Source organism: Roseomonas alba, from assembly GCF_019430885.1.
GTDB classification, from domain to species: Bacteria; Pseudomonadota; Alphaproteobacteria; order Acetobacterales; family Acetobacteraceae; genus Neoroseomonas; species Neoroseomonas alba.
The window spans coordinates 331,864-357,245 of the sequence record NZ_JAHYBZ010000002.1 but is presented as its reverse complement, the minus strand read 5'-3'; the positions used below and the strand labels follow the sequence as shown (position 1 = coordinate 357,245).

Here is a 25,382-nt window from a genome sequence, read left to right as displayed (position 1 = left end):
CCGCGCGCCCACGCTAGCCACCGCTGACCGAGGACCCGCCGCGCGCGGCGAAATCCAGCCCCTGCTGCCAGAAGCGCTGCTCCAGCCGCGCGGCCTCGGCGAAATCGGCGGCGAGCCTGCCGAAGCGCGCGTCACCGCCATGCGACACGCCGAGCGCATCGATGCGCGCCGCCGCGGCCCGGGCCATCGCCTGGTAGCCGTCATCGGCATAGGTATCGATCCAGGACTGGTAGGCATTGCCCTCCGCCTGCCGGGCCGGATCGGCGAGCACGCGCAGCGCGACTTCCCCATATCCAACCGTGCAGGGCGCCAGCGCGATCTCCAGGTCCAGGATGTCGCCATGCAGCCCGCGATCGATCACCCAGCGGGTGTAGGAGACGGTCTCCGCACTTTCCGGCGTCGCGACCACGTCGCCCTCGGACAGGCCCCATCCGGCACAGTACTTCAGGTGCAGCTTGGTCTCGTCGAGGATGGCGAGCACCGCCGCGGCCTTGTCGCGCATGGCCTGCAGGCTCTCGCCCTTGACCACCGCCAGCGCCTTGGCGCGGGCGAAGTGGATCAGGAACAGGTAGTCCTGGATCAGGTAGTGGCGGAAGGCCGGCAGGGGCAGCGACCCGGCCGAGAGCTGCCGCACGAAGGGATGCCACGTATAGCCCGCCCAGTCCTCGCCGGCAGCCGCGCGCAGGCGGCGGAACAGGCCGCCCTCGGCGCCGAAATCGGTGTCCCAGTGGGCCATGCGCTCAGCCGCCGGCGTTGCGGCTGCCGGCGGGCAGCTTCACCACCAGGCCATCCAGCTTCTCGGTCATGATGAGCTGGCAGCCGAGGCGGCTCGTCTCCTGCAGGTCGAAGGCGAGGTCGAGCATGTCCTCCTCGTCCTCGGTCGGGCCGGCGAGCTTGCCGAACCACTCCGGGTCGACGATCACATGGCAGGTCGAGCAGGCGAGCGAGCCCTCGCAGGCGCCCTCGATATCGACGCCGTGGCGGTGCGCGATCTCCAGCACCGAAAGCCCGAGCGGCGCATCCACTTCCTTGCGCGTTCCATCCCGCTCGATGAAGGTCATCTTCGGCATTGTTACTCCGCCGCCCTGCTTGTTCCGGAAACAGCCCGGGCCCATCCCTCCGCGAGCATCGCGGCGGCCCGGTCCACATCGGCGGGCGAGGTAAAGCGTCCGATGCCAATCCGCAAGGTCGCGCGCGCCCTGGCGTCGTCCAGGCCGATCGCCCGCAGGACGTAGGAGGGCTCGATCTCGGCCGAGGAGCAGGCCGATCCGGTCGAGACGCAGACCGACGGCGCGGCGGCCATGATGTCCTGGGCCGAGACGCCGCCGGGGAAGGCGATGTTGAGGTTGCCGGTCACCTTGGGTGCCTCCGGCGCGTTGAGGGACACCCCCGGCACGGCAGCGGTCAGCGCGGCGAAGAAGCGGTCGCGCTGCCCGGCGATGCGGCCGGCGTCGAGCGCGCCTTCGATGGCGGCGATGCGCGCTGCCTCTCCGAAGCCGACCACCAGGGGCGCCGGCAGGGTGCCGGAGCGCAGCCCGCGCTCCTGCCCGCCGCCCGAGACCAGCGGCGCCAGGCGCACCCGAGGGCGACGGCGGACATAGAGCGCGCCGATGCCCTTGGGGCCGTAGATCTTGTGGGCCGACAGCGACATCAGATCGGCCCGAATGTCCTGCACATCCAGCTTGATGCGGCCCGCCGCCTGGGCGGCGTCGGTGTGGAACAGCGCGCCGGCCTCCTTCGCGATCGCCCCGATCGCGGCGAGGTCCTGGATCACCCCGATCTCGTTGTTCACCGCCATGACGGAGACCAGTAGCGTCGTGTCATCCACTGCGGCGCGCAGCGCGTCGAGGTCGAGCAGTCCGTTGCCGTCGACCGGCAGGATGACGGGGTCGAAGCCTTCCTCCTCCATCGCCTTGACGCTTTCGAGGACGCATTTGTGCTCAGTCGCGACGGTGACGATGCGGCGGCGCTCGGACCCCTGCGCGGCGGCGAAGCGGGCGGCGCCCTTGATCGCCAGGTTGTTCGATTCCGTGGCGCCGGAAGTCAGCACGATCTCCTTCGCATCCGCGCCGATCAGCTCGGCGATGTGGGTGCGGGCGTCCTCGACGGCTTCCTCGGCGGCGCGGCCCATGGCGTGCTCGACGGAGCCGGGATTGGCGAAGTTCTCCTCCCACCAGGGGCGCATGGCGGCGAGAACGCGCGGATCGACCGGCGTGGTGGCGTGGTTGTCGAGGTAGATCGGGCGGTTCGGCGGGGCGGTCATGGGCGGAAGATGGGATGGAAATGGCCCGGCGACGAGAGTGGGTTTCACCTGGGGCGCTGCTGCCATGAAGCCGAGCGACATCTTGGTTGACACTGGACATCGCGATGAATTTTCTGTTCCCTTTTCGGAATATTTTGATCCTCTTTCACAAGAGATCCAGGAGACTCAGAAATGGAATGCCGCTTTCGGCTGCTGCCTATTTTTGCCCTTCTTCTGAATGCTTGTAATGGTCAGATCTATCATGGCTCAGCCAGCAGTGTGGCGGTCATGGCGCTTTGTCGCGGGTCGTCGCAACAGGGCGACCTTTCGGCCGATCATGGTGGTGTCCGATGTGGCGTACCATTCCTGCCGCTCCATACAGTCGTGCAGCACGGCAAGCTGACAACTCAGACAGATCCCCAGGGCAATATCATTGGCAGCGAGACCGGTCTGACCCTCGATAACCGGCCCGTGGGCCGATGTTCTCCCGTTCCATTCTCGCAGATCGTGACGATTGCCGATTCCGACAATCCTCAAATCATCTGGTATCAACCAGGCTTCCTCGAATCTGTACAATTCAGTGTCGGCCTGAACGCGAATGGCACCCTTGAGAATGTCGGAGGCCAGTTCACGCCGGATCGTGGCGAGACATTACGCAACACATCTGAAGCCATCGGCAATGTTGCCCAGGCCGTCACCTCGCTGCTTCCCGTGCGCGTGGATCGTCAAGTCGCCGCGGCGGCAGCCCCGCCCGCAGGCACGCCGGCCTGCAATGCGGGACCGCAAGTCATCGGCGTTTCCGCGTTGCGACGGCTACCTGCGGGGCGATAGCACCTCCTAAATCGCGCTGCCGTTGCCGTGGCATGGGAGGGGTTTGGGAGACCGGCCAACCTCGGCCGGCTAGACCCCACAATTCAGCGGCCGCCTCCTGGCGGCGCGCCGATTGGCTTCGGCAGCCTATAGGCCCTGCAGCACACCGACCGGGCCGCTTGCCGGCGTGCCGCAGCCGCGTATCGTGCCCGCGACACGCCAGGAAACGCCCGATGCCGCCCCGAATCCTCATGATGGACAGCCCGCTCTCCGACATCCCGACCGCGCGGGAGATCGCGCCGGCGGAGATGGAGCTGACCGTCGCCCCCTTCGGCTCCGACGCCTTCAAGGCCGCCATGGGTGACGCCGACTTCCTCGTCGGCTTCGGCAACAAGGCGATCGATGCGGGATTCTTCGCCGCGGCCCCGAAGCTCAAGCTGTTCCAGCTCCTCTCCGCCGGCTACGACACGGTGGACATCGAGGCCGCGCGCGGCGCCGGCATCCCCGTCTGCAACAATGGCGGCGCCAATTCCACGGCGGTGTCCGAGCACGCCATGATGCTGATGATGGCGACGTGCCGGCGCCTGGTCTGGCAGCATGAGAGCGTGGTCAGCGGCCGCTGGCGCGGCAACAACCCTGGCTCGGTCAAGCTGTTCGAGCTGCGCGACAAGGTGCTCGGCATCGTCGGCCTGGGGGCGATTGGCAAGAAGGTCGCGCGGCTGGCCAACGCCTTCGGCATGCGCGTGCAGTACTACGACATCAAGCGCGTCTCGGAGGCCGAGGAGGATGCGCTGTCCGTCCGCTTCCGGCTGCTGAACGAGGTCCTGCGCACATCCGACATCGTCTCCCTGCACGTGCCGCTGACGCCCGCGTCGAAGCACATGATCGGTGCGGCCGAGCTCGCGATGATGAAGCCGACCGCCTTTCTGGTGAACACCTGCCGCGGCCCGGTGATCGACGAAAAGGCGCTAATCGCGGCGCTCGATGGCGGTGTCATCGCCGGCGCCGGCCTCGACGTGTTCGACCAGGAGCCGCCGCCCGCCGACAATCCGCTGTTCAAGATGGCGAATGTGGTGCTGACGCCGCACTACGCCGGCCCGACCTGGGACAACCAGCCGGCGCGCTTCCGCAACGCCTTCGACAATTGCCAGCGGGTGGCGCGGGGCGAAAAGCCGCTCTGGGTGATCCCGGAGTTGCAGTAGCGGCCGCACCATCACGCCGGCCTGTTGCGATTCGCTCGCATTCGCGGTAATCGCTCAACCTGTGATGGAAGCGACGCCCTGTCCGTTCGGATATCGCGGCGGCAGCGGATCGGGACAGCGTATCGCAGCGGCGTTCGGTGGGGGACTTTTCGGCATGGCGTGCAGGATGACGGCTCTGGCCGTGGCGCTGGGTGGGGGTCTGCTGCTGCAGGCCTGCGCCACGAGGGAGGGCTTCGAGGCCCGGATGGGCCAGTATGTCGGCCGGTCGGAGACCGATCTCGTCGCTGCGCTGGGCGTTCCGGTGCGCAGCTTCCAGGCCGGGAACCGCACCTTCCTCCAGTATGAGCGCCGCTTCGTGACGGCGGATTCCGGTCCGGGCTGGGGCTGGGGCTGGGGCGCCGGTGTCAGCGTTCAGACCTGGGATTGCGCCACGACCTTCGAGATCTTCGACGGCAAGGTGGCGAGCTTCACCAGTCGCGGCAATGATTGCATCGCCAGCGCGCCGCGATAACGCGCGGGCGGCATCGCGCCCCCCGCCCCTGCCGCAGGATGGGCGCGCGCTCCACGCCGCGCCCGGCAGGCTGACAGCCAGAAAAAGGAGTGGGGGGTTGTCGGGGGGGCGAGTTCCCTCGCCCCCCCGACAGGCGTCACGCGGCCTGCCACCGCAGCCTCTCCCGCATCGCGCCCCAGGCTCCGATGAACCGTTCGGCCGTGTCGTCCGGCGTGTTCCAGGGCAGTGAGACGCGGATCGTGCAGCCTGCATCGCTGCCCAGCCCCATCGCCGCCAGCACATGCGACGCGCCGACCTTGCCGGAGGAGCAGGCCGCGCCGGCGGATACCCGCACGCCCATCAGGTCCAGCGCGATCACCTGAGTCTCAGCCGGCGCGCCAGGCAGGGTGATGGCGGTCGTATTGGGCAGCCGTGGCGCTGCGGCGCCGGGACAGCGCGCCTCGGGCGCTATGGCCGCGATCCCGGCCTCGATGGCGTCGCGCAGGCCGCCCAGGCGCGGATCGGGCCTCGCGACCTCGGCGGCTGCGGCGAAGCCGGCGATGGCGGGCAGCGGCTCGGTGCCCCCGCGGCGGCCGCGCTCCTGACCGCCGCCGGCGATGAGCGGCACCGGGTCGAGGCCCGGACGCAGGAGCAGCGCCCCTGCCCCCTTCGGCCCGCCAAGCTTGTGGGCCGAGAGAGCCAGGCTGTCGGCACCGTCGGGCAGCGCCACGCGGCCGGCGGCCTGGACGGCATCCACATGCAGCAGGGCACCGTGGCGGCGGCACAGGGCGGCGGCCTCGGCGATCGGGTGCAGCACGCCGGTCTCGTTGTTGGCGGCCATCAGGCAAACCAGGGCCGGCCCGCCCTCGGCAAGTGCGAGCTCCAGCGCAGCGAGGTCGATGGTCCCGTCGGACAGCACCGGCAGCGGCGTCGCGGCGGGGGCGGCCCGGAGCACAGCCGGGTGCTCGGTGGCGCCGACCAGGATACGGCGACCACTGGCGAGGCCGGTGATGGCCAGCGTATTCGCCTCGGTCCCGCCGGCGGTAAAGACGACATCCTGCGGGCGGGCGCCGAAGCGCGCCGCGATGCGCCGGCGGGAGTCTTCGAGCAGCCGCCGCGCGGTGCGGCCCTCCGCATGGACCGAGGACGGGTTGCCCGGCAGGTCCAGCGCCTCCAGCACGGCAGCGCGCGCTTCGGGGCGCAGCGGTTCGGTGGCGTTGGCGTCAAGGGACAGGCCGGGGGTCATGGCGGGTCTGTGAGCGCCGCCTCGCGTCCGGCGGGCGGGCGGGCGCGCCCGCAGACGCGCCCGTCCACCACATCGGCCAGCGTCATGGCGCCGAGGAACAGCCGGATCTGGTCGCCGAGTTCGGCCCAGAGGTCATGAGTCAGGCAGCGCGTGCCCCCGAGGCAGCCCGGGCCGCCTTCCTCGCAGCGCGTGGCGATGATGGGCTCGTCGGCGGCCTCGACCACCTCGGCGATCGGGATGTCGCTCGCCGGGCGCGCCAGGCGATAGCCGCCGCCGGGGCCGCGCGCCGAAGCAACGAGGCCGGCGCGGCGCAGGCGGCCAAATAATTGTTCCAGATAAGCAACAGACAACTGCTGTGCCGCAGCAATATCCGTCAGAGTGACCGGACGGCCGTTGACACAACCCTGAGAGCGGCCCTCGCGGGCAGCCATCTCGACCAGGGCCATGACGGCATAGCGTCCGCGGGTGGACAAGCGCATGGCCTACTCCGCTCCCTTCGCAACCCTGATCCGTTCTTCACACATGGGCGCCCTGTCGTGATTCTGTTATGCGGAACCCGATGCAGTCCCATATAGTGTCTGCGCCCTGGGACACGGGAACCTCCCCCAGGGCACCGAGGATTTGCTCCCAGGCCTTTGATTTTGCGGGTTCGCATCGTCGCGGGCCAAGGTCGGACTGACGCTAAGTATTCCGACTGCCGCAGTCAAGAATTGGGTCGAATATGGGAGATTTCCTGGATACGGCGCAGCCCCCCGGCGCCAACCTAGGCGAGGTTCCCCAAACTGCGGCAGGTCGCCGCTTGGTCCAGCCCAGGCCCCGGAAGGGGCGGGCGGGACAGTGCGGCCTGCGGCGAGACGCATTGGACTGAACGCACGATGCCCGAGGTCATGTTCGCCGGGCCGGATGGCCGGCTCGAGGGACGATACCATCACTCGAAGCGCCCCAATGCCCCGGTGGCCCTGATCCTCCATCCTCACCCGCTGCACGGCGGGACCATGAACAACCGGGTGACCTACAGCCTCTATCAGCGGTTCCAGGCGATGGGCTTCTCCGTCCTTCGCTTCAACTACCGCGGCGTGGGTCGCAGCCAGGGCCGCTATGACGGCGGCATCGGGGAAGTGGCGGATGCCTGTTCGGGGCTCGACTTCCTCCAGGCGGTCAACCCGAATGCTTCCATGCTGTGGGTCGCGGGCTATTCCTTCGGGGCCTATGTCGGCATGCAGGTGCTGATGCGCCGTCCGGAAATGGGCGGCTTCATCTCCATCAGCGCGCCGGCCAGCCACTACGATTTCGGCTTCCTCGCGCCCTGCCCGTGCAACGGGCTGATCTTCCACGGCGCGGACGACGAACTCGTGCCCGAGCCTTCGGTGCGCAAGCTGGTCGATAAGCTCAACACCCAGAAGGGCATCACCATCGACTACCGCGTGATGCCGGGTGCCGGGCATGTCTTCACGCCGGATCAGACCGAAAAGGTCGTCGACGCCGCCGAGGATCACGTCATGGGCGTGCTGAATCGCGGCCGGATGGCGCTCGCCGCCGACTGATCCGCACATCAGCGATCGATTTCGCAAGGGCCGCCGGCATGCCGGCGGCCTTTCGCGTTTCGGGACCGGCCCTCATGCCAGGGCCGGCCACCGCGGGGGGAACCTCGGGACGGGACGCTGCGCCGGGTCCCCCGACGGCGCTACGATCCATGTCACAATCAGAATTTCATACGGCATGCTCGCGGCCGAGAAAGTCCCGCACCAGCGCCGCGATCTCCTCCCCCCGCGTCTCCAGCGCGAAATGCCCGGCATCGAGGAGATGGATCTCCGCCTCCGGCACATCGCCCCGGAAGGCCTCCGCCCCGGCGGGCAGAAAGAAGGGGTCGTGCCGCCCCCAGACCGCGAGCAGCGGCGGACGGTGGCTGCGCAACCAGGCCTGGATCGCCGGATAGAGTGCGACATTCGACCGGTAGTCGAGGAACAGGTCGAGCTGGATGTCGGCGATCCCCGGCCGGTCGAGCAGGGCCTGATCGAGCGCCCAGGCCTCCGGCGCCACCAGCGCCTCGTCATGCGCGCCATGGACGTATTGCCATCGCGTCGTCTCCGGCGCGAGGAAGGCGCGCAGAGCGGCGCGGTTCGCCTCGCTCGGATCGCGCCAATAGGCCTGGATCGGATTCCAGCCTTCGCTCAGCCCTGCCTCATAGGCATTGCCGTTCTGGGTGATGACGGCAGCGATGCGCTCGGGGTTGCGCAGCGCCAGCCGGAACCCGACCGGCGCGCCATAGTCGAAGACCATGATCGCGAAGCGCCCGAGGCCGCGCTGCTCGGTGAAGCGCGCGATGACGCCGGCCAGCGCGTCGAACCCGTAGGTGAAGACCTCCCGTCCCGGCACGCCTGAGAAGCCGAAGCCCGGCAGGTCCGGCGCGATCACATGCCAGCGGTCAGCCAGGCGCGGGATCAGCGCGCGATACATATGCGAGGAGGTCGGGAATCCGTGCAGCAGCAGCACCGTCGGATGCGACGGGTCGCCGGCTTCGCGGGAGAAGATCTCGATGCCGTCCACGAGGGTGCGGCGATGGCGGATGGTCATGGGTGGCTCCTGAGCGGCCAGCGGACGCGCGGCCTGTGCTGCCGATGTGCCCCGTCCGCCGGGCACACTGAATGCGCGTGCCCTGCCCTGCACTGTTGCGCAGCGCGCAATGATCCGCGGGGCCACAAAACCTCTTCCGGGCCGCACGCCCTCCGTGCATCGTGCCCGCAACAAGACGCTTCTGGGGAAACGACCGCATGACACTCAGCCGCCGCGGCCTGGTCGCCGCCGCTCTCGCCACGCCTGCCCTCGCCCACGCCCAGGGCGCTGCGTGGCGGCCAGACCGCCAGATCACCATGATCGTCGCCTATGCCGCCGGCGGCGGGACCGACACCGCCGCGCGCACCATCGCGCGCTTCATGGAGAAGGATCTCGGTCAGCCCGTGGTGGTGCTGAACCGGCCCGGCGCGGGTGGAGAGATCGGCTTCAGCGAACTCGCCCGCGCCCGACCGGACGGCTACACGATCGGCTTCATCAACACGCCCTCGATCGTCACCGTGCCGATCGAGCGCCAGGCGCGATTCAAGCTCGATGACTTCGCGCTGATCGCCAACATCGTCGACGACCCGGGCGGAATCTGGGTGCTGAAGGACAGTCCGATCCCGGATTTCCAGGGTCTCCTCGCCGCCGCCCGCGCACGTCCCGGCACGATCGGCTACGGCACCACCGGCATCGGCTCGGACGACCACCTCGCCATGCTGGCGATCGAACGCGCGACCGGGACGCGCTTCCTGCACATCCCCTTCGCCGGCTCGGCCCAGGTGAAGCAGAACCTGCTATCGCGCGCGATCCCGGTAGCCGTGATGAACATGGCCGAGGGCATCGCCGAATGGCGCCAGGACGTGATGCGCCCGTTGGTGCAGATGGGTGTGACGCGCTGGGAACCGGCCGCCGAGGTGCCGACACTCAAGGAGCAGGGCATCGACGTGGTGGAGGGGTCGATGCGCGGCATGGCCGCCCCCGCCGGGATGGCCCCGGAGGTGATGGCACGCCTCGCCCTGTCCGTCCGCCGCACGGTGGACGACCCCGATTTCCAGACGCTCGCGACGCAGCAGAACCTGCCGCTGCGCTTCCTGGGGCCGGAGGCGTATCGCGCCGAATTGCTGGGCCTGCGCGACCGCTACCAGGCGCTGTGGGCACAGCATCCATGGAAGGAGTGAAGGCTCGGGTCACGGCGCGCCGCGCCCGCATCGCCGTGCCGGCGGAAGGCGCGCTTCAGGGCGCCGTGATCATCGCCTCGAGCTCGCGCAGGCCCGCCGCGCCCGTCTTCTCCAGGATGTGGCGGATCTGGGTGCGGATCGTGGCCAGGGAAACACCGCGTTCCCTGGCTACCGCCTCGGGCGCCCGACCGCCCAGCAGGCCGCGCGCCACCCCAACCTCGGCGGCCGTGAGCCCGTAGAGGGCCATCACCGCCTCGCCCGGCAGGGCCGTCGGCTGGGCGTGGTCACGCAGGAACACCAGCGCATGGCCGGACTCGAAGGTTCCGCTGAAGGTCAGGTGGCCCGCCATCCTCCGCGGCAGCGGCATCACCAGCAGCGCCAGACGGCGCTGCTCGGCAAGGCCATCGACCCGTAGCGCACCGCCGGTGCCGAGGGTGGCCGCATTCTCGACCAGGCGCAGCAGTTGCGCCTGCTCCGCCGGATCGTGCAGCGAGAATTGCGCGCGCCGGCCGGGCAGCATCCCGCCAGCATCGGCACGAAGCTGCACGCAGCCCTCGGCCGCCAGCCGCTCCATCGCGGCATTGGCGAAGACGATCCGCCGGCTTCGGTCGAGGATCGCCACCGCACAGGCCAGGCGATCCAGGGCGACGAAGCCGAGCCCGACGCGCCCCTCCGCCTCGCCGAGGCGGCGCGCAAGGACGAGGGCGTTGCGCAGGTGCGGCAGCAACCGACGCAGGCGCCGCTCATCGGCCTGCTCGAAGGCCGCGGCGTCGCGCGGGCGATGCAGGCCGATCATCGCCTGCTTCCGTTCGCCCAGGTCAATGCAGCCGCCGACCAGGTGGAAGGCGCCGATATGGAAACGGGAGAAGTCGTACCATACCTCCGACGCCTCGAAGGCCGAGGCGGGGAGGAACTCATGGGCGATGTAGCTCCGCATCGTGCCGGGCGCGGGCTGATTGGCCAGGGCAATCTGCAGCCACGGGTCGATCCGATGGAAATGATCCTCGTAGAGACGCAATGCCGTCGGCGAGAAGCCGGGAAAGGCGACGGGCGCAATGCCGCCCTCGCCCTTGAGGAAGAGCGACCCGGAATGCCCGCCGAAGGCGCCAGCCGCCGCGGCCCAGACCTGGGACCAGTCATCCTGCCCCATCGCTGCCGAATAGAGGCGTTCGATGATCTCGGAGAGATCCAGCCGAGCCCTGGGGTCGTCGCCGGTATCCATACCGCTACAATAACAAAAATTCCGATCCGGCAAATATCATCAATCATGACGATGTCGTCGTCGGTCATGCTCTCCACTGTTCTGGCGTTTCAGCTGCCGGAGCCCCCTTCATGCGCCATTCAGCCCCGACGCGGGCCGAGGATCCTGGGCGGGATGCGTCGGATGCGCGCGAATCAGGCGTGCCGGAGGCGTTCGACCAGTCGGAGTTCCGGTTCTGGAACGCCGGAGCGCTGGCCGCGTCCGATGCTGATGGCGTCCAGGTCGCGCGTTCCGGGGCAGCCCTGACGGGGATCGGCCGGCTGCGATACGCGATGTTCATCGCGCAGGCCGGGAAGAAGTATCCTTCGGCCGACACGGTGGCTGGCACCTTCATCGATCCGGTCGACCGATACAGCCTCAACCTTCACGTCACGCGGGCCGGCCGCTGCCTGGTCGGATGCCGCCTGACGCGGGCGGAGCCGGCCCTCGCCGATCCCCAGCTTGCCGCTCTTGCCGCGCATGCGGGGCTGGCAGCGTCGTCCCTGCCGGCGATCGCCTTCAATTCGCGCCTCGTGCTTGCGTCCGGCTTCGGGGCCCGTGCGTGGCTCGTGCCGATCTTCCGCCATCTCTACCGGATCGGGGTCCTGAGTGGGCTGGCCTGGAGTGTCGCCGGCACGAGGCCGGCCCTGTTCCCGCTGTTCGAGCGCTTCGGATTCCGCCCGACGGGCGAGGTCTACCAGGATCCCGTCGCCGGTCCCCTGCAGCCGATGATGCTGGACAGCCGGGACCGCGCCCACATGGTACGCGTGAACTCGCCCCTGCTTGCCGAGCATGACCGCATCTTCGGTCATCGCGCGTCCCGCCCCACCCCGCCGATACCGGAGCCGCTTCGATGACCGTCATCACGCCGCCAGGCCGCAGGATCGCCTCGAACCACGCGAAGCAGGTCTTCGCCGAACTCGATCGCCGGACGAACGCGATCTTTCAGGACGTCATGGCCTGGCGCGGCTGGAGGCTGATCACGGACCCGCAGACGCCGCGGCACCGGATCCTCGCCCTCGCCAGGGAGATCCTCCACGCAGTCGACATGTACCAGTGCCATACGACCGAGGCAGGCTTCCACATGCTCGGCCGCCTGCCGAAGAATGAGGTGAAGCTGATCCAGCGCCTATGCGGCCACAAGGCGCTCGAGGCCGAGCACGGGATCTGGGCGCGCGAGGATCGCGGGAGGCTGGGCAGCGCGGAACCGGTGCGCCACGCCTCGCCCGCGACGTTCGCGGTCGCCGCGGTTTGGTGGCGCATGGCCGAGATCGAGGAACCGATGGGCTATCTCGGAGCCGAGTATCTGTTCGAGCAACTGACCGCGCTTGTCACCAAGGCGGCCCTGCCGATCATCGACGGCCGGGCTCTCCCGGCCGAGGGCCTCCGCTTCGTGATCGAGCACGCGACCGAGGACGCCAAGCATGCGAGCTTCATCAGGCATCTCATCCTCGACGTCGTGACGCGGTATCCGGACAGCGCGGATGCCATGTTCCGCTGCTTCGACTACTTCCACGCGGTCTATCCGCTGCCGGTGTGGGAGGAAGCCTATGAGCGGGCGGCGCGCGACGCCGAGGCGCCCGCCGCGCTGCCACAGCGTCGGGCGGGATAAGCCCCGGGGGGCGCCGAGCGGGTCACGCGGCGCGACCGCCACCGGCCGCCGTGGACGCGGCATCCCGGTGCAGCCAGGCGGACGCCGCCCCGTCGCCTGCCCCGGCCTTCGTGGCTATGATCACCGCCCTGTGCGTCCCCGGCCTCAGGAGCGGCGATCATGCACGACGACCTCACCGGCACCAGCGGCCTTGCCACCGGCCAGGGCCAGCCGTCCCGGCTGCACCGGATCCGCCACGTGCTGGCCGAGGAGCTGCGCAGCTACCTGATCAGCTTCGTCTATCTCTGGGTGCTGCTCGGCGTCTTCACCATCCACCAGGAGATGGCACTGCGCGAACGTGCCATCAGCTTCGCGCCGCATGGCTGGGCGCTGGTCAATGCGCTCGTGCTCGCGAAGGTGATGCTGGTTGCCGAGAAGCTGCGGATCGGATCGCGCATCCGGCCACACCCGCTGATCTACCCCATCGTCATCGAGGCGCTGATCCTCGGCCTGCTGTTCATCGCCGTGCATGTGCTGGAACATGTGATCACCGGCATGATCGCCGGCGAGACGGCGGCGGCCAGCGTTCCCCTGATCGGCGGCGGCGGGTTCGTCGGGCTCAGCCTGGCGGCACTGAGCATGTTCGTCGCCCTGATCCCGTTCTGCGGCTTCCGCCAGATCTCGCTCGCGCTCGGGCATGACCGCATGCGGAGCTTGCTGTTCGGCGCGCCGCCACGCCCGCGCTGACGCGGCAGGGTCGTCAGCCCTTCAGCGCGATCAGGTCGGCAATGTTCGCCGGCGTGATCAGCCCGACCAGCCGCCCCTCCTCCTCCACCGCGACCGCCGGGACGCCCTGGAGCGTCTTCAGCGCGGCATCGATCGGCGTGCGGCGCGTGAGACGCGGGATGTCGTGCATCGCATCGGCGACCGGCGTCTGCGCCCAGCCGGCGCGCAGCGCGTGGATGATGGCATCCCGCGTCAGCAGGCCCATCAGCCGCCCCTGTCCGTCCACCACCGGGAAATCCTGCTGTGGCGTGCGCAGCAGGGCCTCGGCCGCGGCGGCGATGTCGGCCTCGGGCGGCAGTGCCTCGAAGCGCGTTTCCATCGCATCCTCGGCGGACAGGCCGCGCGTCGCGCTGCGCAGGGATTCCTCGGCACTCTCCCCCGCCGCGCCGAGCCAGACGAACAGCGCGATGAAGATCAGCAGCGGCGAGCCGAACAGCCCGAGGAAGCCGAGCAGGATCGCCACCCCCTGCCCGATCTTCGCCGCCACCTGCGTCGCCGCGGCGTGGGGCATGCGCAGCGCCAGCGCGGCGCGCAGGACGCGGCCGCCATCCATCGGGAAAGCCGGGATCAGGTTGAACAGCACGAGGAAGGCGTTGACCCAGAACAACCGCGGCAGGAAGCCGGCGCGTGGGTCCTCCACCGTCAGCCCTTCCGCGGCGGAGGGGATGCCCCCCAGCACCGCCGCCAGCACCAGACAGATCGCGACATTCACCGCCGGGCCGGCGATCGCGATGGCGATCTCGCGCCAGGGTTCCTCGGGAATATGGTCCAGCCGCGCGAGCCCGCCGATCGGCAGCAGCGTGATGTCAGGCGTGGCGATGCCGTAGCGCGCGGCCGCCGCGGCGTGGCCGAGCTCATGCAGCACGACGCAGCCGAAGATCAGGCAGATGAAGGCGATGCCGGCCACCGCATCGCCGATCCCGCCGCGCGACGCATGCACCGCGCCGATCCAGGCGAGCAGCAGGAAGAAGGTGACATGGACGCGGATGACGGTGCCGCGGACGGTGCCGATGGGGAAGGACCAGGCCATGGATTCACTCCTGCGCCGCGGAATCCCCGATGCGGGCACGCGTCGCCGCGTCGATCCTCTCACGGATCGCGGCGAGCAGGGGATGGGCGTCGGTGCGCGCACGCCCATAGTCCAGGTTGAAGGCGTAGTCGAAGCCCGGTCCGTTCGCGCCCTGGGTATGCTGCAACAGGGTCTCGAGCTTGTCGAAGCCCTTGGCGAGCTGGGCCTCGGGCGTCTTCCCTGCCTCGTATTCCGCGGCCAAGGACAGGATCTCGCTGCGGATGCCGGCCGGCAGCGGCGCGGCCAGGCGTTCGAGGTCGGCACGCTCCCGTGCCGCGCGGCCGTCATCGGGCGTCTGGTCGGTGGCGGGCACGTCGCCCGACAATGCCTCCCCGAGATCGTGCACGATGCAGATGCGCAGCAGGCGCGACAGGTCGATACCCGGCAGGTCACGCGCGAAGACCATGACCATCAGGCACAGGCGCCAGCTGTGCTCGGCGGTGCTTTCGGGGCGCCCTCGGCTGGTCCGGCCGGATCGCATCACGTCCTTCAGCCGCTCGGCCTCCCGCAGGAAGGCGAGCGTCGCGGCGATGGTGTCCTCCATCGGGTCAGTGCCCCAACGCCGGCGCCGCGTCGGGCTTGTCGTGGCGTGCGAGCTTCTCGACCAGGGTGCGGCTCGCCTCGTTCAGCCCGATGATCTCCACGGGGATGCCGTGGTGGCGGAACTTCAGCACCACGCGGTCGAGCGCGTTGATCGCCGTGATGTCCCAGAAATGCGCGTCGTGCACGTCGATCACGGCAGCCGCCAGCGGCTCGCGGAAGTCGAAGGCGGTGTGGAAGGCCTCGGCGGTGGCGAAGAAGATCTGCCCGGTGACGCGATAGGTGCGCGCGCCGCCGTCCAGCGAGGAGGTCACGCCGAAGAAGCGCGACACCTTCTGCGCGAAGAACAGCCCCGACAGGATCACGCCGACCAGCACACCCTTGGCGAGGTCATGGGTGAAGACGACCACGACCACGGTCGCGACCATCACCAGGCTGGAGGACCGCGGATGTGTCACCAGCGTGCGCAGCGATCGCCACTGGAAGGTGTTGATCGAGACCATGATCATCACCGCCACCAGCGCCGGCATCGGGATCTGCTTCACCCAATCGCCCAGCACCAGGACCAGGAACAGCAGGAAGCCGCCGGCCCACAGGCAGGACAGCCGCCCCCGCCCGCCCGAGGAGACGTTGATCACCGACTGCCCGATCATCGCGCAGCCCGCCATGCCGCCGAACAGGCCGGAGACGATGTTGCCGAGCCCCTGCCCCGAGCATTCCCGGTTCTTGTCGGAAGTCGTGTCGGTCATCTCGTCGATGATCGCGGCCGTCATCAGGCTCTCCAGCAGCCCGATCATCGCGAGCGTCGCCGCATAGGGCAGGACGATGCGCAGCGTCTCAAGGTTGAACGGGACATTGGGCAGGGCGAAGCCGGGGAAGTCGGTCGGCAACTGGCCCATGTCGCCGACGGTGCGGAAGTCCCAGCCGAAGCCGATCGTCAGCGCCGTCAGCAGCACGATGGTGACCAGCGCTGAGGGCACCGCATCCGTCAGGCGCGGCAGCAGGTAGATGATGCCGAGCCCCACCGCGACCATCGCATAGACCTGCCAGCCCATGCCGATCACCTCCGGCATCTGGGCGAGGAAGATCAGGATGGCGAGCGCATTGACGAAGCCCGTCACGACTGACCGCGACACGAAGCGCATCAGGTCGCCGAGCCGCAGGAAGCGTGCCGCAATCTGCAACACCCCGGTCAGCACGGTCGCCGCGAACAGGTAGTCGACGCCATGGTCGCGCACGAGGGTGACCATCACGAGCGCCGTCGCCCCCGTCGCCGCCGAGATCATCGCCGGCCGCCCGCCCATGATCGCCGTGACGATGGCGATCCAGAAGGAGGCGTAGAGGCCAAGCTTCGGATCGACGCCGGCGATGATGGAGAAGGCGATTGCCTCCGGGATCAAAGCGAGGGCAACGACAGTGCCGGCCAGCAGGTCACGCGTGATGGTGGGCGCCCATTCGGCGCGGAGAGTCGACAGGGACATGACGAGAACTTTCAACGGGCGCACAGCAACAGCGCCACGCGGCACGGGACCGGCGGCGGGACGGGTCGGTTTCCGTCAGATCAGGGCGGCGTCAGCCGGGCGGCGCGAGAGATCACCACGGCAGCGTCGCACGGGGATTGTTGCGATGCAACATTGCCCTGGAATCGAGGTAACGTCCCGGCGCTCCGCGCGGCCAGCAGCGCGCGGCGGCCCTTACGGCGCGACCAGCAGCCCTTCCAGTTCGCGCAAGCTGCGCGCGCCCGCCTTCTCCAGAATATGTCGGATCTGGGTGCGGATGGTCGGAACCGACACGCCACGATCCTTGGCCACCGCCTCCGGAGAGCGACCGCCGAGCAAGGCCCGCGCAACGGCTTCCTCCGCATCCGTGAAGCCGTAGAGCGACTTCAGCATCTCGCCGTCAAGCGCTGCGGGATGGGCCTGGTCGCGCAGGATGACCAGTACACGGCCGGGCGCGAGGATCCGGCCGCTGTCACGCCAGGGCGACAACCGCTGCGGCAACGGCATGACGAGCAGGAGAAGATGACGGCCACTGTCGGCCGAGTGGAGCCGCAGGGCACCGCCCGCACCGAGGCGCGAGGCGCACTCCACCAGTTCGACGAAGCGCGTCTGATCCGCCGGCCGTGCCAGTGACAGCAGCGCGCCCCGGCCTGGCGGGGCGTTGCCCGCCTCGGTGCGAAGCAAGATCTCGGCAGCCGAGGCATGGCGCTCCATGGCGGCATTGGCGAAGACGACATTCCGCTGACGATCGATGATCGCGATGCCGGACGCGATCTGTTCCAGCACCGCGAAGCCCGACGCGGCGAGGCCTTCGGCGGCGTCCAGCCGATGGGCGAGAAAGAGCGCGTTGCGCAGGTGGGGCAGCAGCCGATGCAGCTGCCGCCGCTCGGCATGGTCGAAGGCGCGCGCGTCACGCGGCCGGTGCAGTCCGAGTATGGCCTGCGATCCATCATCCATGCGAAAGCCGGAACCAAGGAGGTGGAAAGCACCGAGATGATGCCGGGAGAAATCCTGCCAGACCTCGGATTCCTCGAAGACCGAGGCCGGCACATGGTCCTGGCCGAGGAAACTGTATAGGCGCCCCTCGCTTTGCTGGAGGCGCCGCGCGGCGAGCGTCCAGGGATCGACCCTGTGATAGTGCTCGGCGTATCCCCGCTGCGCGGTCGCCGAGAAGCCCGGGAGCGCGACCGGGATGACGGCATTGCCCCTGTCGAGGCAGAGGAGCGCGGTCTCGGCGCCGACATGCCCGGCGAGCGCGCGGCAACTCTCGTACCAGCCGGCAGGGGTCGTGACCGCGTCATAGAGCCCTTCGAGAATCCCGAGAGCGGCCCGGTCGCGCTCCGTCCGTTCGCTCCAAGAACCGATTTCCATCGGACCCCCAACCATTTCAGCAACATTCGTCATCAAGATTGACGATGACAGCATCCGTAGCACGATTCTTAGTATGCATAAGAACAATTTGAGTGAGTCGAAATGTCCTGCCGTGCCCTCCAGAAGGATCTCGTAACGGATGACCGTGGCGGCAGTCTGCGCAGGCGAATACGGACCAGCAGGGTCGGCATAGTTCTGGCGGCCGGGACCATCGGCCTCCTGATGCTGATGGACGCGGGCAGTGCCTCGGCCCGGGACCCCTTCTCCGTGACGGTGACGGTCGATGGCCAGACCGGTTCGCAGAACTTCACCCGTCTCCAGGATGCCTATGACAGCCTGGATACCGTCGGCCTGCAGAGCATCGTCGGCGGATATACGGAGATTTCGGCGGCAACGGTGCAGATCAACCTTCGCGGCGTGCCCGCCACCGCGATCTACCAGGCCAACTCACCGGCCCTGCGTGTGATCGTGCCGGGCCCCGGGATCGATGTGACGTTCAACGGGGCAACACGCGACGAGAGCCAGCAGCTCTTTGTCGACTGGCTGCGCGGCCAGGGCTCCTCGCAGGTCAACGACCTGCTTCGCTACGCGGCCGCCAATACCGCCATCGATCCCGTGGCGGGCAACCCGAACGCCGCGATGAACCAATTCGTCGCCGCGGATTTCGGGCGCGCGCTTGAAGCCGCGGTGGGCGGCGGCCAGGCTGGCTTCGGGATGGCTGCGCGCTTCGCCAGCTTCACCGCGTCAGGGTACAATTCGCGCAGCCTGTCGGTGCCGCTGAACCAGACCTTCGTGCTGTCGGAGAACGACACGATCGAACTGGACCTGCCGCTGTCCTGGACGAATACCGAGGGCGCGCAGTCTTATGGCGGCAACCTCGGCATGCTGTATCGGCGCAAGGTGTTCGACTGGTGGACGCTGCAGCCGTCCTTCCGGATCGGCGGGGTCGGTTCGATCGACCTGGGCGGCGGGTCGGGGGTGTATTCGGCGGCGCTGAACTCGACGATCCAGTTCCCGATCACCGACGAAATCCGCATGACCATCGCGAACGGCGTGACCTATGTCTCGACGTTTCCTGTGACGGTCGGATCGTATTCGATCAACTACGACATGCAGAACACTGTGTTCCGCAACGGCATTGTGCTGACAGGGGATTTCGGGCTGCGGCTGGCGGACCGGGCGCTGATCCTGTCGGCCTTCGCGGTGGACACGCGGTTCACCGGGGATGCTGTGTACATCCAGAACTACCAGGAATTCGGGGTATTCGGGCAGTGGGGGCGGGAGAGTCCGTTCCGAGTAGGGGCGACGTTTCTGACGGGGGATCAGGGGGTCAGGGGATTTTATGTGAACACGGGAATCCAATTCTAAATATAAAGGAGAAAACACGCAATGAATCTGAATGAAAAAATCATGCATGATGCAACAAAAAAACTATATATGGATATTATCGGAGAGATCGTATCATATTTAACTAACTATGCTGATGCTTTCGAATTTTTATTGGAATTATCTGAATCTGCTTATGATTTAATCATAGAAGTTTCTGAAAATGGTGGAAAAATAACAAAAGGAAGTATCATCAAGTATTTTGCCTCGAAGGGTGGCTCTGTTGCCAAGCTAACCGACGGTAGCAGAGGTGAATGTCTCTCCGCCGCGATAAATCTAGGTATTGCCGCATCTGAAATTGAAACGCTAGCCGGAGGGCCGGCAGGTTGGGCATGGTACGCCTCTTCCGTTATTTTGGAAGGAATAGAAACTGGGGGAAGCTGTTATATTTGGCGAAAAAATGTAGAAATTGACGAAAAATCCCAAGAAATAGAAAATGATTTATCGTTAAAAAGAATTCGAAAATATTCATCCATGCAATCGCGTCCACCAACCCCTCATGAAATACTTACTGACTTCAAGAATATTCAGGAATACCTTTCGCGCCGAATTATCAGTCCTGCGGTCAGAACAGAGGGATGGTCAACTCCCTCGTCCTCTCCTCGAGGTGCGCCGCACGCACCCACGCAACAGAACCTACCTAACCGTTTGTCGTAGCGGTCTCACAACAGCGAACCGACAATCGCACCGCCCGTCAACGGCCGCGGCGCTCCGGTCGTGCCGGGGAAGGTGATTGGCAGCTTCCGCGCCACCCGCGCCGCCAGCAGCCCGAAGGCCTGCGCCTCCAGCGCATCGCCATCCCAGCCGGCTACCTCGACTGGACGCACGGGCTCCTCCAGCGCCCCGGCGAGCGCCTTCATGATCGCCGGGTTCCGCCGCCCGCCACCGGCGACCAGCCATTGCAGCGGTGGTTCCGGGAACAAGCGCGCCGCGGCCGCGACGCAGACCGCGCAGAAGGCGCAGAGCGTCGCCGCGCCGTCCGCCGCCGACAGTTCGGCCGCCCCGGCCTCCTTCAGCGCGCGGTCGAAATCGAGCCGGTCGAGCGACTTCGGCGGCGGCGCGGTCAGATACGGGTGCGCCATCAGCCGCCCCAACACCGCCCCATCCGCCTGCCCGGCCAGCGCCAGCTTGCCCGCCGCGTCGTAGTCCTTACCGGTATGCTGCCGCGCCCAATCGTCCAGCGGACCGTTGGCCGGGCCGGTGTCGAAGGCCATCATCTCGCCCTCCGGCCCCAGCCAGGTCACGTTGCCCACCCCGCCCAGGTTCAGGATCGCCAGCGGCTTCGGCAGCGGCGCGGCCAGCGCCCGGTGGAACACCGGCACCAGCGGCGCCCCCTGCCCGCCCGCCGCGACATCGGCGGACCGGAAATCATAGGCCACCGTCATCCCGGTGCGGCGCGCGAGCGACACCGCATCCCCCACCTGCCAGGTGAAGGGCTCGAAATTCCGCCCGGGCACCGGCGGCCGGTGCAGCAGCGTCTGGCCGTGGAAGCCGATCAGGTCGGCCTCGAGACCCAGTGCCTCCACCGCCTCGGCATGGCGGGCGGTCAGGCGGCGGATGGCGTCCAGCAGGTCGGGCTCCTCCCCGGTCAGGCTCTCGGCGCGGTCCAGCAGGCCGCGCAGCGCGCGGCGCAGGGCGGGGTCATAGGGAAGGGTCAGCCGGGGCCCGATCCGTCCGATCGTCTCCCCGTCCGTCTCCAGATAGGCAGCGTCCACCCCGTCCAGCGAGGTCCCGCTCATCAGCCCGATGGTTCTCAGCATGCGGCTGACGTGCTAGCCCCCCAGCCCTTCCGGCGGAAGTCCCGGCGTGAACAGGATATGACAATGACCGGCCCCAAGAGCGAGTTCCTGAAGGTTGCCAAGGAACGTGGCTACATCCACCAGACCTCGGACGAGGCCGAGCTGGATGCCGCGCTGCTGAAGGGGGGCCTCACGGCCTATATCGGCTATGACTGCACGGCGGACAGCCTGCATGTCGGCCATCTGATGCCGACCATGCTGCTGCGCCTGCTGCAGAAGACCGGCGGCAAGCCTATCGCGCTGATCGGCGGCGGCACCACCAAGGTCGGCGATCCCTCCGGCAAGGACGAGGCGCGCCAGCTCCTCACCGAGGAGGTGATCGAAGCCAACAAGGTCGGCATCCGCCGCACCTTCGACGCCCTGCTGGACTTCAACGCCGGCGCGCTGATGCTCGACAACGCCGCCTGGCTGGATGATCTGCGCTACATCCCCTTCCTGCGCGATGTCGGCCGCCATTTCAGCGTCAACCGCATGCTGACCATGGACAGCGTGAAGCTGCGCCTCGAGCGCGAGCACTCGCTCTCCTTCCTCGAATTCAACTACATGCTGCTGCAGTCCTACGACTTCCTGGAACTGCATCGCCGCCACGGCGCCGTCCTCCAGATGGGCGGGTCGGACCAGTGGGGCAACATCGTCATGGGCGCCGAGCTGATCCGCCGCATGGAAGGCGGCCAGGCCCATGTGTTGACCACGCCGCTGCTGACCACGGCCTCAGGAGCCAAGATGGGCAAGACGGCGGCCGGCGCGGTGTGGCTGAACCCGGACCGGCTCAGCCCGTATGACTACTGGCAGTTCTGGCGCAACACCGAGGACGCCGATGTCGGCCGCTTCCTCGCCCTGTTCACCGAACTGCCCATGGACGAGGTCCGCCGGCTCGGCGCCCTCCAGGGGGCCGAGGTGAACGAGGCGAAGAAGATCCTCGCCACCGAGGCGACCGCCCTGCTGCATGGGCGGGAAGCCGCGGACAGCGCCGCCGAGACCGCCCGCCGTGCCTTCGAGGAAGGTGCGGCCGCCGACACGCTGCCGACCATCACCGCCTCTCTGCCCGCGCCCTTCGTCGATCTCGTCGTGCAGGCGGGGCTCGCGGCCTCGAAGGGCGAGGCACGGCGGCTGATCGCGCAGAACGGGCTGCGGCTGAACGACACGGTTGTCACCGACGCCGCGGCGACCGTCACCGCCGCCGATCTCACCGACGGCGCGGCGAAGCTGTCGGCCGGGCGCAAGCGGCACGTGCTGGTGCGCGCCGCCTGAAGGCAATCGAGGGGGCGCCGCCCCCTCGAACTCCCCCGCCAGGAGGCGAAAGCCTCCTGGACCTCGATCCGCCGCCCTCGCATCGGGCCTGGACAGCAATGACGGCGCTCGGGCAAGCTCGGCGCGCCCCGCAAGCGCAACAACCATCAAGGCGCGGAGCACCACCCCTGGATCACCGCTGAGTCCCGGAAGGAGTGCCCCATGTCTTCTGCCATCCCGCAGCACCGCCCGAACCGCCGCCCGGCCCGCCTCGCCCTGGGGCATCTGCGCCGGCGGCGCGTCGTGGGCGCCTCGCTCGCCCTGGCTGCCGCGCGCAGCGCCGCCGCACAGACCCCCTGGCCGCAGAGGACTGTCCGCCTGCTCGTCGGCCTGCCGCCGGGCGGCCAGGCAGACCTGCTGGCCCGTGGCCTTGCGCCCCATCTGGCCACGGCCTTCGGCCAGCCCTTCATCGTCGAGAACCGGCCTGGCGCGGGCGGCACCCTGGCCGCGGCCGCGGTCGCCCAGGCGCATGACCTGCATGCGCTCGGCTTCGTGCTGGGCGGGCCGACGACCACGGCACGGGCACTCAACCCCGCCCTGTCCTACGACCCCGCGCGCGACTTCACGCCCATCACGCTGATCACCCGCGTTCCCTTCGTGCTCACCGTCCATCCCGCGCTGCCCGCGCGGGACTGGGCGGGCTTCGTCGCCTATGTGAAGGCGCATCCAGGGGCGGTGTCCTATGCCTCGATCGGCCCGGGCACGGTCACGCATCTCGGCATGGAAGAGCTGAAGGCGCGGCTCGGGCTCGACATGCCGCATGTCGCCTATCGCGGCTTCCCGCCGGCGACGCTCGACCTCGTCGCCGGGCGGGTGCAGGCGATGTTCAACGTGCCCTCCGCCGCCCTGCCGCAATTGCAGGATGGCCGCCTGGTCGCCGTGGTGCAGACCGGCGAGGCCCGCCTGCCCACCCTGCCCGGCGTGCCGACCTTCGCGGAAGCCGGCCTGCCCGACACGGCCTTCTTCGGCTGGACCGGCGTGGTCGGCCCGGCGGGCTTCCCACGGGCGATGGCCGAACGCGTCGCCGCGGTGATCCGCGCGGCGCTGGAGTCCGATCCGGCGGCGCGCGGTGGGCTCGATCTCGCGGGCAGCGAGATTCTCGGCACCACGCCCGCCGCCTTTGCCGCACATCAGGCGCGGGAGGCGGCGCGCTGGAACGCGGTGGTCGCCAGGCTGGGGCTGCGGGTGACGGACTGATACCAGTCAGCCTTTCGGCTAACCGGGTTCAGCGTCTCGGATTTGCGCGCGGCCGCCCCACCAACCCCGCGCGCCACACCGTTCGCCTTGCCGATGACGAGGTCATCAGCAAGGCTCGACGGTATGACGCGGCGCCCGCCCGTCACCCACCAGGCATCACCCGCCGCCCGAGGCGGCTTCCTCCATCTGGCGCAGAATGCCTTCCAGGTTGAAGCTGTCCGGCCGCTGGCGCGGCGGGAAGTCGCGGAAGGTCTCGTAGAACTGCCGCGCCATCGCTTGCGCGGGCACCATCAGGTAGACGCGGTCCATGAACCAGTCATTGTAGGTGTTGCTCGCCGTATCGGCGCGCTCATAGGGGTCCATGCGCAGGTCGAACAGCTTCGGCACGCGAAGCTGCACGAAGGGTTCGCGCCACACGCCGAAGCCGACGCCGCGGTTCTCCAGGAAGACGACCTTCCAGCGCTCGTAGCGCATCGCCACCATCTGGCCGTCGTCATTGAAGTAGTAGAACTCCTTGCGCGGGCCTTCCTGCGTCTGCCCGGTCAGCAGCGGCAACTGGTTGTAGCCGTCCAGATGCACCTTGTAGCTGTGGCCCTGGGTGGTGAGGCCGGCCTTCAGCTTCTCCTTGATGTCGGCATCGCCGGCGGCGGCCACCAGGGTGGGGAACCAGTCGAGGTTGGAGACGATCTCGTTCGTCACGCTGCCCGGCGCGATGCGGCCCGGCCAGCGAATGGCGAAGGGCACGCGATAGGCGCCTTCCCAGTTCGAGTTCTTCTCGCTGCGGAAGGGCGTGATGCCGGCGTCGGGCCAGGAATTGTAGTGCGGGCCGTTGTCGGTGCCGTAGATGACGATGGTGTCGTTGGCGATGCCGAGATCGTCGATCTTCTTGAGGATCGTGCCCACCCAATCGTCGTGCTGGATCATGCCGTCGGCATATTCGTTGAGGCCCGAACGGCCGCGGTAGTTGGGCGGCACGTGCGTGCGGAAATGCATGCGTGTCGCGTTGCACCAGACGAACATCGGCGCGCCCGCGCGATGCGCGCGATCCATGAAGTCCAGCGCAGCGGCGCCGAATTCGTCATCCACCGTCTGCATGCGCTGGCGCGTCAGCGGCCCGGTATTCTCGATCCGCTGCGTGCCGTCGGCATTGGCCCAGGAATGGAGCACGCCGCGCGGGCCGAAGCGTTCGCGGAAGCGCGGGCTGCGCGGATAGTCCTCGTTCTCCGGCTCCTCCTCGGCATTGAGGTGGTAGAGATTGCCGAAGAACTCGTCGAAGCCGTGCAAGGTGGGCAGGTGCTCGTCGCGGTCGCCCAGATGGTTCTTGCCGAACTGCCCGGTGGCGTATCCCATGCCCTTCAGGATGCGCGCGATGGTCGGGTCCTGCGGCTTCATGCCGGCCTCGGCGCCCGGCAGGCCGACCTTGGACAGGCCGGTCCGCACTGTCGCCTGGCCGGTGATGAAGGCCGACCGTCCCGCGGTGCAGGACTGCTCCGCGTAGTAGTCGGTGAAGGTCATGCCTTCCTGGAAGATCCGGTCGATGTTGGGCGTGCGGAAGCCCATGCGGCCGCGGCTGTTGTAGCTGATGTTGTCGATGCCGACGTCGTCACCCCAGATGACGATGATGTTCGGCCTGCGCCCGCCAGCCGGCGTGGCTGCGGGCGCGGTGGTCGCCGCGGGCTGCTGCGCCTGGGCGAGGGTGAACCCGCCCGGCAGCGCGCCGGCGGCAAACCCGGCCGCGCCGCCAAGCAGCATGCCGCGTCGCGAGCGGCCCTGTGTTCCATCGGTCATGTGATCGGGTCTCCTTCGTCTCTTGGGCGCCAGCGCGGCCGGGGCAGTGAAAACCGTCAGGCCCGCCGCCGACCGGTGACGCGAGACGGACCGCCCGCCGGT

The 25,382-nt window shown here is 68.3% G+C and carries 25 protein-coding genes; 12 read left to right on the top strand and 13 right to left on the bottom strand.

From position 1 onward, the window contains the following. Positions 1 to 13 precede the first annotated feature (13 nt). The 3 genes from KPL78_RS06140 to KPL78_RS06130 are packed head-to-tail and all read right to left on the bottom strand — an operon-like array spanning position 14 to position 2,263. Positions 14 to 736 (bottom strand): TenA family protein, encoded by a 723-nt coding sequence (locus KPL78_RS06140; protein WP_219762041.1) that lies wholly within the window; start codon positions 734 to 736, stop codon positions 14 to 16. A 4-nt stretch (positions 737 to 740) separates the two neighbouring features. After that, entirely contained in the window at positions 741 to 1,070 is a 330-nt protein-coding gene (locus KPL78_RS06135) for a ferredoxin family 2Fe-2S iron-sulfur cluster binding protein (RefSeq protein WP_219762040.1), read from the bottom strand. Positions 1,071 to 1,072: 2 nt separating this feature from the next. Further along, positions 1,073 to 2,263 (bottom strand): cysteine desulfurase family protein, encoded by a 1,191-nt coding sequence (locus KPL78_RS06130; RefSeq protein ID WP_219762039.1) that lies wholly within the window; start codon positions 2,261 to 2,263, stop codon positions 1,073 to 1,075. Positions 2,264 to 2,434: 171 nt separating this feature from the next. Between KPL78_RS06130 and KPL78_RS06125 the strand changes: the two genes are divergently transcribed. The 3 genes from KPL78_RS06125 to KPL78_RS06115 all read left to right on the top strand — a co-directional run bounded on the left by KPL78_RS06125 (position 2,435) and on the right by KPL78_RS06115 (position 4,765). Then, positions 2,435 to 3,073, top strand: a complete 639-nt coding sequence (locus KPL78_RS06125; RefSeq protein ID WP_219762038.1) for a hypothetical protein — start codon at positions 2,435 to 2,437, stop codon at positions 3,071 to 3,073. A gap of 212 nt (positions 3,074 to 3,285) precedes the next feature. Beyond that, on the top strand, positions 3,286 to 4,254 hold the full coding sequence (locus tag KPL78_RS06120) for a 2-hydroxyacid dehydrogenase (protein WP_219762037.1): 969 nt from the start codon (positions 3,286 to 3,288) through the stop codon (positions 4,252 to 4,254). Between the two features lie 166 nt (positions 4,255 to 4,420). Beyond that, entirely contained in the window at positions 4,421 to 4,765 is a 345-nt protein-coding gene (locus tag KPL78_RS06115) for a hypothetical protein (protein WP_219762036.1), read from the top strand. A gap of 136 nt (positions 4,766 to 4,901) precedes the next feature. On the opposite strand, the gene KPL78_RS06110 is transcribed toward KPL78_RS06115, so the two are convergent. After that, positions 4,902 to 5,990: a cysteine desulfurase family protein gene (locus tag KPL78_RS06110; protein ID WP_219762035.1), complete on the bottom strand. Its 1,089-nt coding sequence runs from the start codon at positions 5,988 to 5,990 to the stop codon at positions 4,902 to 4,904. After that, positions 5,987 to 6,469, bottom strand: a complete 483-nt coding sequence (locus KPL78_RS06105; RefSeq protein WP_219762034.1) for an Rrf2 family transcriptional regulator — start codon at positions 6,467 to 6,469, stop codon at positions 5,987 to 5,989. Before KPL78_RS06105 ends, KPL78_RS06110 begins: the two co-directional genes overlap by 4 nt. Positions 6,470 to 6,865: 396 nt before the next feature. Here KPL78_RS06105 and KPL78_RS06100 point away from each other — a divergent pair, with 396 nt between their 5' ends. Continuing rightward, positions 6,866 to 7,534, top strand: coding sequence for an alpha/beta hydrolase (locus KPL78_RS06100; protein WP_219762033.1), 669 nt, complete (start codon positions 6,866 to 6,868; stop codon positions 7,532 to 7,534). A 166-nt stretch (positions 7,535 to 7,700) separates the two neighbouring features. Here the strand turns inward: KPL78_RS06100 and KPL78_RS06095 are convergent, their stop codons facing one another. Beyond that, positions 7,701 to 8,564 (bottom strand): alpha/beta fold hydrolase, encoded by an 864-nt coding sequence (locus tag KPL78_RS06095; protein WP_219762032.1) that lies wholly within the window; start codon positions 8,562 to 8,564, stop codon positions 7,701 to 7,703. A 197-nt stretch (positions 8,565 to 8,761) separates the two neighbouring features. Here KPL78_RS06095 and KPL78_RS06090 point away from each other — a divergent pair, with 197 nt between their 5' ends. Further along, a complete protein-coding gene (locus tag KPL78_RS06090) occupies positions 8,762 to 9,724 on the top strand; it encodes a tripartite tricarboxylate transporter substrate binding protein (protein WP_219762031.1) in 963 nt (320 codons plus the stop codon). Positions 9,725 to 9,779: 55 nt separating this feature from the next. On the opposite strand, the gene KPL78_RS06085 is transcribed toward KPL78_RS06090, so the two are convergent. Continuing rightward, the gene (locus KPL78_RS06085) at positions 9,780 to 10,946 is read right to left on the bottom strand and encodes a helix-turn-helix transcriptional regulator (RefSeq protein WP_219762030.1); all 1,167 of its coding nucleotides are present in this window, start codon (positions 10,944 to 10,946) and stop codon (positions 9,780 to 9,782) included. Positions 10,947 to 11,056: 110 nt separating this feature from the next. Between KPL78_RS06085 and KPL78_RS06080 the strand changes: the two genes are divergently transcribed. The 3 genes from KPL78_RS06080 (at position 11,057) to KPL78_RS06070 (ending at position 13,302) form a co-directional block, all read left to right on the top strand. Beyond that, entirely contained in the window at positions 11,057 to 11,821 is a 765-nt protein-coding gene (locus KPL78_RS06080) for a hypothetical protein (protein ID WP_219762029.1), read from the top strand. Then, entirely contained in the window at positions 11,818 to 12,576 is a 759-nt protein-coding gene (locus tag KPL78_RS06075) for an iron-containing redox enzyme family protein (protein ID WP_219762028.1), read from the top strand. The genes KPL78_RS06080 and KPL78_RS06075 overlap by 4 nt, the downstream gene beginning before the upstream one ends. Before the next feature lie 159 nt (positions 12,577 to 12,735). After that, positions 12,736 to 13,302, top strand: coding sequence for a hypothetical protein (locus KPL78_RS06070; protein ID WP_219762027.1), 567 nt, complete (start codon positions 12,736 to 12,738; stop codon positions 13,300 to 13,302). Between the two features lie 13 nt (positions 13,303 to 13,315). Here KPL78_RS06070 and KPL78_RS06065 read toward each other — a convergent pair whose 3' ends face one another. The 4 genes from KPL78_RS06065 to KPL78_RS06050 form a co-directional block, all read right to left on the bottom strand. Next, positions 13,316 to 14,371 (bottom strand): site-2 protease family protein, encoded by a 1,056-nt coding sequence (locus KPL78_RS06065; protein WP_219762026.1) that lies wholly within the window; start codon positions 14,369 to 14,371, stop codon positions 13,316 to 13,318. 4 nt (positions 14,372 to 14,375) lie between these two features. Continuing rightward, positions 14,376 to 14,954 carry an HD domain-containing protein gene (locus KPL78_RS06060; RefSeq protein WP_219762025.1) on the bottom strand — a complete coding sequence of 193 codons (579 nt, stop codon included), beginning with the start codon at positions 14,952 to 14,954 and terminating at the stop codon, positions 14,376 to 14,378. A gap of 4 nt (positions 14,955 to 14,958) precedes the next feature. Next, positions 14,959 to 16,431, bottom strand: a complete 1,473-nt coding sequence (locus KPL78_RS06055; protein WP_219762024.1) for a SulP family inorganic anion transporter — start codon at positions 16,429 to 16,431, stop codon at positions 14,959 to 14,961. 213 nt (positions 16,432 to 16,644) lie between these two features. After that, a complete protein-coding gene (locus tag KPL78_RS06050) occupies positions 16,645 to 17,820 on the bottom strand; it encodes a helix-turn-helix transcriptional regulator (RefSeq protein WP_219762023.1) in 1,176 nt (391 codons plus the stop codon). 267 nt (positions 17,821 to 18,087) lie between these two features. On the opposite strand from KPL78_RS06050, the gene KPL78_RS06045 reads away from it, so the two are divergent. After that, complete coding sequence (locus KPL78_RS06045) at positions 18,088 to 19,188, top strand: hypothetical protein (RefSeq protein WP_219762022.1); 1,101 nt, start codon at positions 18,088 to 18,090, stop codon at positions 19,186 to 19,188. Between the two features lie 21 nt (positions 19,189 to 19,209). Continuing rightward, entirely contained in the window at positions 19,210 to 19,863 is a 654-nt protein-coding gene (locus KPL78_RS06040) for a hypothetical protein (RefSeq protein WP_219762021.1), read from the top strand. 5 nt (positions 19,864 to 19,868) lie between these two features. Here the strand turns inward: KPL78_RS06040 and KPL78_RS06035 are convergent, their stop codons facing one another. Continuing rightward, positions 19,869 to 20,963, bottom strand: coding sequence for an anhydro-N-acetylmuramic acid kinase (locus KPL78_RS06035; RefSeq protein ID WP_219762526.1), 1,095 nt, complete (start codon positions 20,961 to 20,963; stop codon positions 19,869 to 19,871). A 66-nt stretch (positions 20,964 to 21,029) separates the two neighbouring features. Here KPL78_RS06035 and tyrS point away from each other — a divergent pair, with 66 nt between their 5' ends. Together tyrS and KPL78_RS06025 are read left to right on the top strand one after the other, a co-directional pair. Next, on the top strand, positions 21,030 to 22,256 hold the full coding sequence (tyrS, locus tag KPL78_RS06030) for a tyrosine--tRNA ligase (protein WP_408904477.1): 1,227 nt from the start codon (positions 21,030 to 21,032) through the stop codon (positions 22,254 to 22,256). A gap of 201 nt (positions 22,257 to 22,457) precedes the next feature. Further along, entirely contained in the window at positions 22,458 to 23,492 is a 1,035-nt protein-coding gene (locus KPL78_RS06025; protein ID WP_219762019.1) for a Bug family tripartite tricarboxylate transporter substrate binding protein, read from the top strand. A gap of 156 nt (positions 23,493 to 23,648) precedes the next feature. Here KPL78_RS06025 and KPL78_RS06020 read toward each other — a convergent pair whose 3' ends face one another. Further along, entirely contained in the window at positions 23,649 to 25,280 is a 1,632-nt protein-coding gene (locus tag KPL78_RS06020) for an arylsulfatase (RefSeq protein WP_219762018.1), read from the bottom strand. Between the last annotated feature and the right edge of the window lie 102 nt (positions 25,281 to 25,382).